Source organism: Gammaproteobacteria bacterium (assembly GCA_003696665.1).
Taxonomy (GTDB): Bacteria; Pseudomonadota; Gammaproteobacteria; order Enterobacterales.
Genome location: RFGJ01000619.1, coordinates 1 through 9,175 on the forward strand (window position 1 = coordinate 1; position 9,175 = coordinate 9,175).

The window sequence follows — 9,175 nt, forward strand, 5'->3', positions numbered from 1 at the left end:
CATTGGCTAAAACCAAACAGGAAGCCGTCAACCACATTGAACAACTGACCCGCGCCCGACTGCCGCTATGGCGGACGTACGAAAACATCGCACATTCGTACCCTGACATCGATCGGCAATGGAAACAACTGCAGTCTCTGGCCAAGCAGTGCTTTCGCGAAAATGAAGTCAATGGTCAGATCATTTTAGCCAGTCGTTTCAGCATCGAGCGCTCACTGCGTCTCATCCGCAGTCAGAGCGGAGATCCGGCCATGACTTATTCGTCAAAAGGTCAGCCGAATGCGCAGGCCCCTTCGCTGAGAGCGGTCAAGGTGTAGATATCACTGCCTCCGTTTCTTGACCAACATGTAGATACGCACAAACGCATAACCAACAAATCCCAAGGCCAACAAAACCACCCCGACTTTGTTTTGCCAGCTATCAGGCATGCTCAGACTGTACCAATACATGATGGTCCCGATTAAAAAGGCTGTGAGCGCGAAAAATGAAAGGTACTGCATTTGTCGCGCCCTACGAGCGCGCTGGGCACGGACGATTTTTTCCATGGCGGCCTCATCTTTTTCGGCCACTGGTGCACTACAATGCTGACACGTTTTCGCTCTACTTGAGACCCGTTTCCCACAGGCCAAACAATGAATAATTGCCATAATTGAAATCTGGACACTGGTGACTTGGAACCTAGTTGTTGATTGTAACGCAATTTGGTAGTCTGCCGCGAGTCAAAAGGACAAGGGGCTACGCATGCGATTAAATCTTCGTGCTTTCTGGTCACTGGCGCTCTTGGTTTTAAGCGTTTCGGTATTCGCCACGCCACCCACCCCTGCCTTCTGGAAGGCAACCTCCGGTCAAAATACGATTTACCTGCTCGGCTCGATACATTATGGCGCGCGCGACTTCTATCCATTACCCCCTGAGATTGAAACCGCCTTTCGCGCTTCTGATGGTTTATTTGTCGAACTCGATCTGATGAAAGAATCGGCCACCATCGCGTTCAAAATGCTCACACTCGGGGCACTGCCAAAAGACAAGACGATCTGGGATTTTCTAACCCCAGAAACGGCAACACTGCTCAAGGAAAAGTTATCTCAACTCGGCATTCCGGAGGGTACTGTCGAAAAGGTCAAGCCCTGGACGGTTAGCCTCAACCTAAGTTTGTTGGCCATGAATGTCGACCATCTCGGTCTGTCGGCCACATACGGCATTGACAACTATTTCATTCAGCAAGCATACAAAATGAAGCTTCCTGTCCACGCCCTTGAGCGCGTCGACGAACAGCTCGCCGTGTTTGACGGCCTAAGCTATGAAAAACAAGATGCTTTGCTGCGCGAAACACTGAAGCAACTGGACAAGAATGCAGCACAATTCAACGAGCTTTACCAAAGCTGGCGGAAAGGTGATGTTGAACAGCTAAAAAAAATCATCCGTGGACAACTCAGCGACCCGGACACCACTGATTTTTACAACAGACTCACGACTAAGCGTGACAAACGGATGGCCGACCGATTACTGGCTTATCTAGCGAAACACCCAGGCCAGTACTTTGTGGTCGTCGGCGCCGCCCACTTGGTCGACGACACCAGTCTTCTCCATCATCTCAAGCGCGCTGGTTATCAAATTGAGCGTGTCAAATTGCGCAAGGGGGAATAAATCCCCCTGTCCGTCTATTGGCTGTCGTCGAGCGAGCGTTCAACAATTTCGCCCACATCTCGCGACTTGATGGATGACGCTATGGCCTCCAGTGCCGATTTCATATTGTTCCGCGCTGGCGCCTCAAACCGACGCCAGCCAGCTAATGGCTGCACGATCCGAGCAGCCACCTGCGGATTGATCGCATCCATTTCCACAACACGTTCAGCCAACCAGCGGTAACCAGCACCATCTGGTCGATGAAATACGGCGGGATTATTGATCACTCCCCCGATTAAGGCACGCACCCGATTCGGGTTGGTGCGTCGCATGTCTGGATGTGTCCAAAGCGCCTCCACAAGTTGCAGACTCTCAGGTTTCGGTATACTCGCTTGCACCGTGAACCATTTATCGATAACCAACGCCTCATCACGCCAACGCTGATAAAAGGTTTCTATCACTGAGTCCCGCACATCCGACACATGGTGGACGAGAAAGCGAAAAGCGCTTAGCTCATTCGTCATATTGTCAGGCCGGTCAAATTTTTGTTGCCAGGCCACCAGTGCGTTTTGATCTCCGGCAAGACCGCTCCAGTACCGAGCACAATTGGCAAGTGAACGCCAGCCTCGCGCTGTGTCCTCATCCACCTGAGCCACTTTTGCTTCCGCCATTTCCGACAGCGCATACGTCCACCCCATTGCCCTATGTGCCATCATCTTTCGTGCGGCATCAAGCGCCTGCCACAACCGAAATGGTGCGACAGCTTCCCGTTCGCTGCTCAAAGTGGCAAATGAAGGCCAAGTCATCGCAAGGCTTCGAAATGCGGGATCCATTTTGTCGTCAAATGCCAGATGCCGTAACGCTTCACCCAACCTGTCTGCCAGTTGTTCTCCCGACGCCTCATCATAACATTGCCAAACCAAGGCACTCATCAGCCGCTGACCCGCGTCCCATCGACAAAACGGATCGTCATCATGCGCTGCCAAAACCGTCCACATCTCCGGTCCCGACCCATCATAAAGTCGAACAGGTGCCGTAAAGCCGCGCAATAAACTGGGCACTGGCGGCTTCTCAACCTGTTCGAAAAGAAATGTTTGCTCGCTTTCATGTAACTCAAGCAAACATTCCTGGTCCATGCGCCCTTGATACGCAAAGGTCTGCTTCTCACCATCTTCCGCAAACAGTGCCAAACGGATCGGAATATGAAACGGAAGCTTCTCGGGCTGTTTCGGCGTTGGTGGGCATGATTGTCGCAGCACCAAACGAAATTGCTTTTTCTGTGTGTCGTATTCTTGATGCACCACCTCGACCACAGGCGTTCCGGCTTGTGCGTACCAACGGCGAAACTGTGTCAAATCGCGCTGGGTGGCGTCCTCCATACAGCGGACAAAATCTTCACAGGTGACCGCTTGGCCATCATGCCGCTCAAAATACAAGTCCATGCCTTTTCGAAAACCATCCTCTCCCAGCAAGGTATGTATCATACGAATGACCTCTGCCCCTTTGTTGTAGACGGTCACCGTATAAAAGTTATTCATCTCAACGTATTCATCCGGCCGAATGGGATGTGCCATCGGCGAAGCGTCTTCCGTAAATTGAGGGCCACGGATAACCTTCACGTCCTCAATACGTTTGACGCCTCGAGAATGCAGATCACTGGTAAATTCCTGATCTCGAAATACCGTCAATCCTTCTTTCAGGCTTAACTGAAACCAATCACGGCACGTGATCCGATTGCCAGTCCAGTTATGGAAATATTCGTGCGCCACAACCGACTCCACAGCGATCAAATCATCGTCTGTCGCCGTGCGCTCCGATGCCAGAATGTATTTTGTATTGAAGATGTTAAGTCCCTTGTTTTCCATCGCCCCCATATTGAAATCGGAGACGGCAACAATCATATAGATATCCAAATCATACTCGCGGCCGAAACGCCTTTCGTCCCAAGCCATCGCACGTTTGAGTGACGCCATAGCATGATGGCACTGATCTAACTTTCCTCGATCGACATAGATAACGAGCCGGACTTTACGCCCTGACATAGTGATATATTCGTCTTCGAGAACATCGAAGTCTCCAGCAACGAGCGCAAAAAGATACGAAGGTTTCGGGAAAGGATCTTCCCAGACGGCGTAATGACGTCCCTCTGGCAAATGCCCGGTGGCAATCCGATTGCCATTGGATAACAAATATGGAAATGCATCGCGTTCTGCTTCAATGCGCGTGGTGAAAACGCTCAGCACGTCGGGACGATCAAGATAAAAAGTAATACGCCTAAATCCCTCCGCTTCACACTGCGTACAAAACTTTCCACCAGAAGCATATAAACCTTCCAACAGGGTGTTTTGATGCGGGAAAATTCGTACCGTCGTTTGAAGGGTAAACGGCGCGTCAGGTACATTATGAACGATCAGTTGTTCGTCCGTTTGCTCATATCCTCCGGTCAGAGGAGTGTCATTGAGCGCAATCTCAAGAAGCTCCAAATCCACCCCATCAAGGGTGAGCACACCCGATGGCTGGCCTTCCGGGTTTGGCTTTAACAATAACCGCGATTCTACTTCCGCCCGGTCATCGAACAGGCGAACACACAATTCCGTGCGCTCGATCAAATAATCACTCGGTCGATAATCTTTTCGGTATTTGACAGGAAGCTGATTGCTTGTATCTTTCATGTGTTTCGCTGGTGGTCACGTGTGGTCCGACATTAGCAGAATCAAGGCATTTTGACTAATTTCGCGACTATTTCAAGCCGAAATCAATGCCTGATTGGAGGATTAAGAGATCAGACCTCTTTTGATTTGCCCTATACAAATGACGCCTCAATACGTATGATCGGCCCGCCAATTGTGTCGCTTGCGAGCATCTCCCGTCAAACGGGAGCCAGCGATGACGCAACCAATAACGGAGGATACTGTGCTAAAGACCGTAGCCAAGTTCGAAGTCAAATATCTGCAGTATCTTGACGAAGATGGTAAGCCGCTTGGCAAAAAGTTGCCGTCTTTTGCCAAAGATACCGAATTGTTACGCAAACTCTACACCGATATGGCGCGCGTGCGCGCGTTTGATGCTAAAGCCTATGCTTTGCAACGAACGGGGAAATTGGGCACCTACCCAGCTTCTCTGGGACAGGAGGCCATCGGTGTTGGGTATGGAAGTGTCATGCGCAAGGAAGATGTGCTGGTTCCGTATTACCGTAGCACCGCGGGGCTAATGCAACATGGCGTCACAATGGCAGAGATTCTCACCTATTGGGGTGGCGATGAACGTGGTTCCGATTTCAAATACGCTCGGGAAGATTTGCCCATCGCCGTACCCATTGCCACGCAATGCTTAAACGCGGCCGGTGTGGCAACGGCATTCAAACTGCGTGGTCAAGCCAGAGTCGCAGTGACCGAAATTGGGGAAGGCGGTACATCGAAAGGTGATTTCTACGAAGCCATCAATGTCGCCGGGGTCTGGCGACTGCCCGTGCTATTTGTCGTCAATAACAACCAATGGGCGATCAGTGTTCCAAGCGAAATTCAGACCGCAGCCGAAACTTACGCACAAAAAGCGATTGCAGCTGGCATTCACTGCCTCCAAGTGGATGGCAACGACATCCTCGCTGTGCGCGAAGCCGCCGAACAAGCGCTGGAAAGAGCGCGCCGCGGTGAGGGCGCCACTTTGCTCGAATGCATTAGTTACCGGCTCTGCGATCACACCACCGCCGATGATGCGTCCCGTTATCGCACCGAAGAAGAAGTTAAACAAGGCTGGCGTCGCGAACCCATGCGGCGTTTACGCAAATATTTAGAATCACTCAACGCGTGGTCCGATGCGGACGAAGAAACCATGAATAAGACCATTGCTGAAGAAGTGGAAGCCGCAGTACAGGAATATCTGTCTATGCCGGCACCAAAAGCCACCGACATGCTTGACTACCTGTATGCCGAGTTGCCCGAAAAATTGCGCGAACAGCGCGACGAACTTGCTAGGGGGGAATGACCATCATGCCAGCAGTGACTTTAATTGAAGCCGTCACCATGGCGCTTGCGTATGAATTGGAACATGACTCCAACGTTGTGCTGTTAGGTGAGGACATTGGTGTCAACGGTGGCGTTTTTCGTGCCACGGCAGGACTGCAACAACGGTTTGGTAAGGATCGCGTCATTGATACGCCACTGGCGGAATCCATGATTGCCGGGTTGTCGGTAGGCATGTCGACACAAGGTATGAAGCCGGTGGCAGAAATTCAATTTTTGGGATTTATCTTTTCGGCGCTCGACCAGTTATTCACACAGGCCGCTCGAATGCGTAACAGAACACGCGGTCGTTTGTCATGCCCAATGGTGGTGCGCGCCCCGTATGGTGGTGGTATTCATGCGCCTGAACACCACTCCGAGTCCACCGAAGCACTGTATGCTCACATCCCCGGACTCAAGGTCGTGATACCATCCAACCCAAGCCGAGCTTACGGTCTGTTGCTTGCCGCTATTCGTGATCCGGATCCGGTCATTTTCCTTGAGCCAAAGCGGGTCTATCGTCTGGTCAAGCACGAGGTTGAAGACAACGGTGAGGCCTACCCCCTCGAAACATGCTTCGTTGACAGAGAAGGCACTGACATTACGCTGATTTCATGGGGCGCAATGATGCACGAAACACTCCAAGCTGCCGACGAACTCGCAAAGGAAGGCATCAGCGCTGAAGTGATCGATGTCGCCACGGTGGCGCCTCTTGATGTGCAAACACTGGTTGAATCTGTGGCCAAAACCGGGCGTGCCCTAATTGTTCAAGAAGCACCGAAGTCTGGTGCCATTGGTTCGGAAATTGCGGCCGAGCTTTCCGAGAAAGCCATTATGCACCTGCTAGCGCCAATCGGCCGCGTGTCCGGTTACGACACTGTCATGCCGTACTATAAGCTCGAGAAAAAATATATGCCGAGCGTACAGCGCATCGTAAGCAAAGCCAAAGAGCTGATGGAGTACGTATGAAGACTTTCAAATTACCCGATCTCGGAGAAGGTTTGCCTGACGCAGAAATTGTGCGCTGGTTGGTCAAAGAAGGCGATGTCGTTCGTCAAGACCAACCAATGGTTGAAATGGAAACTGCAAAGGCTGTGGTCGAGGTACCTGCCCCGTTTAGTGGCACCATTGTCAAGTTTCATGGTCAGCCGGGCGACGTGATTCAGACTGGTGCCCCACTTGTTGATATTGACGACGGGGAAGCGGACAGTGCCTCCAGCACCGGTGCCCCCCAAGAAGAAAGTGGCGCCACGGAAGTGCCACCAGCACCGTCAAATGCGAATCAAGCGACTGGTCATGATGAAATTTTCCATCTGCCAGATTTGGGCGAGGGCTTGCCCGAGGCAGAGATTGTTCGCTGGCTGGTGAAAGAAGGCGACACGGTTAAGGTCGATCAGCCAATGGCCGAAATGGAAACGGCAAAGGCAGTGGTTGAAGTCCCTGCCCCGATGGCCGGGACCATCAAAAAACTGCATGGCCAACCGGGTGATATTATCAAAACCGGCGCGCCACTGATCACATTCGGAGTTGTCACACCATCGCAAGCCACGACCCAAGAAGCCTCGGTGAGTCAACCCAAGGCGAACAAACAGGATGCTGGTACCGTTGTCGGGGCTGTGCAAGTCGGCAATACCATAGCGCAGGAAACCGAATTTACTGTCAATGGAAAGAAAGTCACGCCAGTCGTTCGGGCATTAGCGAAAAAAATGGGCGTCGATTTGGCGCAAGTCGAGGGGACCGGTGCAGGCGGCACCATCACTCTGGCCGATGTGAAAAAGGCGGCCGAGAGCGGGCAAGCCAAAGCCTCAACACCTCAGCAGCAACCCACAGTTTCTCATTCTGAACCTGCGATACGTGACGAGAATCCTTTGGCATTTCGCGCTTCACCGGCGGTAAGAGCGCTTGCCAAACGGCTTGGGGTGCGACTGTCTGACTGTGTGCCAAGCGGCAAGAAAGGCACCATCACACGAGCAGATGTTGAAAAAGCGGCTCAGCAAGGGGCTCGACCTGCCGCGCCGCCGTCTGATCAGCCAAAACAAGCCACCAGTGGCCTTCCGACAATCAACGTTTCCGTAGCGCCCGAACCAGTCCGAGGTGCACGTCGTGCCATGGCCAACGCTATGACTTTATCGCATCAAAACGTCGTGCCAGTGACGTTGATGGACGATGCCGACATCAGCGCATGGCGTAAAGGCACTGATGCCACGGCGCGGCTACTGAGGGCGATCGCCAAAGCGGCTCTGGCAGAACCTGCGCTCAACGCCTGGTTTGATGGTGAAAAGATGGAACGACTGCTGCATCCCTCTGTCAACATTGGCGTGGCTGTCGATACCCCCGATGGATTGTACGTGCCTGTCATGAAAGACTGTCAGCGCCTTTCGCTTTCCGAACTCAGGCAGGCGTTGGATACGCTAATTGCTCGGGTTCGAGACAAAACCATATCACCCCAAGAAATGCAGGGCGCCACAATTTCACTGTCAAATTTTGGCACCATTGCCGGGCGCTACGGGACCCCGATTGTGGTTCCGCCTCAAGTGGCCATCCTCGGCGCTGGTCGCTATCGGGAAGAGCTCAAGCTCACAGAACGTGGTATCGTGAAATCGCGAATACTGCCATTGTCACTGAGTTTTGACCATCGTGCCTGCACTGGTGGTGAAGGAGCTCGCTTCTTGGCTGCGGTGATCGAAGATCTGCAAAAGCCAGAATAAGGCGACAGCCAGGTGGTTCGGATCATTGACCCGAACCACCTTCTCCGTTACCTTTCATAAACAATCCTCATTGCTATTGTTGTATGTTAAGACAGTCCTCGTGGCCCGTCATTGTCGCTGCCTTTATTAGCGGTTTCATCATCATGGGTGTAGAACTGCTTGGAGGCCGAATTCTTGCGCCATATTTCGGCGGTTCGATTCACGTCTGGGGTAGTCTCATCACTGTTTTTATGTTGGCACTCAGTCTCGGTTATCTGCTTGGCGGCAAATGGTCTCTGCACCAGCCAAGTCGCCAACGAATGGCCGTGTTGTTCGCGGTAAGCGCCCTCCTCCTATCCCCACTTTTATTTTTTTCATCTGAAATCCTTAAGTGGCTGTTCTTAACTATCACTGACCCACGCTATGGCGCACTGGCATCGGCCACAGCGCTATTTCTACTGCCCACCATCACACTCGGCATGATATCGCCGTACGCAGTACGCTTGTTGACCAGAGACCACAATACAACAGGCATGACCGCAGGCACTCTCTATTTTGTATCCACTATTGGTAGCGCGGCAGGCACTATCGTGACTTCATTTTATCTGGTGCTCTGGTTCTCGGTATCGCACATCTTAATCGGATTTAGTAGCGTTTTACTCTTGACCGCAGCGCTTCTTTTCTATCGGATTGAAGAGTCAAAATGAAACCGTCGCTGTTGATTGTCATCCTTCTTGCCAGTCTGTTCGGTGAAGTGTCTGCGCGAGAAAAAATTATTGAACAAGCGCGCTCGCTCTATCGGAATGTTTTGGTCGTCCAAGACGATCATCGACTGTGCCTCCGTTTTACGTTGAAAAAACA

The 9,175-nt window shown here is 52.0% G+C and carries 8 protein-coding genes; 6 read left to right on the forward strand and 2 right to left on the reverse strand.

Annotated features, from left to right (window positions below; translation table 11 throughout):
* Nucleotides 1-2 precede the first annotated feature (2 nt).
* A complete protein-coding gene (locus tag D6694_15015) occupies nt 3-317 on the forward strand; it encodes a hypothetical protein (protein ID RMH34751.1) in 315 nt (104 codons plus the stop codon).
* Between the two features lie 3 nt (nt 318-320).
* Here the strand turns inward: D6694_15015 and D6694_15020 are convergent, their stop codons facing one another.
* The gene (locus tag D6694_15020) at nt 321-569 is read right to left on the reverse strand and encodes a hypothetical protein (GenBank protein ID RMH34752.1); all 249 of its coding nucleotides are present in this window, start codon (nt 567-569) and stop codon (nt 321-323) included.
* Nucleotides 570-741: 172 nt separating this feature from the next.
* Here D6694_15020 and D6694_15025 point away from each other — a divergent pair, with 172 nt between their 5' ends.
* The gene (locus D6694_15025) at nt 742-1,647 is read left to right on the forward strand and encodes a TraB/GumN family protein (GenBank protein RMH34753.1); all 906 of its coding nucleotides are present in this window, start codon (nt 742-744) and stop codon (nt 1,645-1,647) included.
* Between the two features lie 14 nt (nt 1,648-1,661).
* Here the strand turns inward: D6694_15025 and D6694_15030 are convergent, their stop codons facing one another.
* On the reverse strand, nt 1,662-4,298 hold the full coding sequence (locus tag D6694_15030) for an aminopeptidase N (GenBank protein RMH34754.1): 2,637 nt from the start codon (nt 4,296-4,298) through the stop codon (nt 1,662-1,664).
* 214 nt (nt 4,299-4,512) lie between these two features.
* Between D6694_15030 and pdhA the strand changes: the two genes are divergently transcribed.
* From pdhA to D6694_15050, 4 genes are all read left to right on the forward strand, one after another.
* Entirely contained in the window at nt 4,513-5,610 is a 1,098-nt protein-coding gene (gene pdhA / locus D6694_15035; GenBank protein ID RMH34755.1) for a pyruvate dehydrogenase (acetyl-transferring) E1 component subunit alpha, read from the forward strand.
* A gap of 5 nt (nt 5,611-5,615) precedes the next feature.
* Nucleotides 5,616-6,596 carry an alpha-ketoacid dehydrogenase subunit beta gene (locus tag D6694_15040; GenBank protein RMH34758.1) on the forward strand — a complete coding sequence of 327 codons (981 nt, stop codon included), beginning with the start codon at nt 5,616-5,618 and terminating at the stop codon, nt 6,594-6,596.
* On the forward strand, nt 6,593-8,335 hold the full coding sequence (locus D6694_15045; GenBank protein RMH34756.1) for a dihydrolipoyllysine-residue (2-methylpropanoyl)transferase: 1,743 nt from the start codon (nt 6,593-6,595) through the stop codon (nt 8,333-8,335). Before D6694_15040 ends, D6694_15045 begins: the two co-directional genes overlap by 4 nt.
* Nucleotides 8,336-8,418: 83 nt before the next feature.
* Entirely contained in the window at nt 8,419-9,021 is a 603-nt protein-coding gene (locus D6694_15050; protein ID RMH34757.1) for a glycosyl transferase, read from the forward strand.
* Nucleotides 9,022-9,175 lie beyond the last annotated feature (154 nt).

Bases quoted from the DNA above. Each gene is read 5' to 3' on its own strand.
- D6694_15025 (RMH34753.1), top strand. From the start codon at position 742: ATGCGATTAAATCTTCGTGCTTTCTGGTCACTGGCGCTCTTGGTTTTA.
- pdhA (RMH34755.1), top strand. From the start codon at position 4,513: ATGACGCAACCAATAACGGAGGATACTGTGCTAAAGACCGTAGCCAAG.
- D6694_15045 (RMH34756.1), top strand. From the start codon at position 6,593: ATGAAGACTTTCAAATTACCCGATCTCGGAGAAGGTTTGCCTGACGCA.
- D6694_15030 (RMH34754.1), bottom strand. From the start codon at position 4,298: ATGAAAGATACAAGCAATCAGCTTCCTGTCAAATACCGAAAAGATTAT.
- D6694_15050 (RMH34757.1), top strand. From the start codon at position 8,419: ATGTTAAGACAGTCCTCGTGGCCCGTCATTGTCGCTGCCTTTATTAGC.
- D6694_15040 (RMH34758.1), top strand. From the start codon at position 5,616: ATGCCAGCAGTGACTTTAATTGAAGCCGTCACCATGGCGCTTGCGTAT.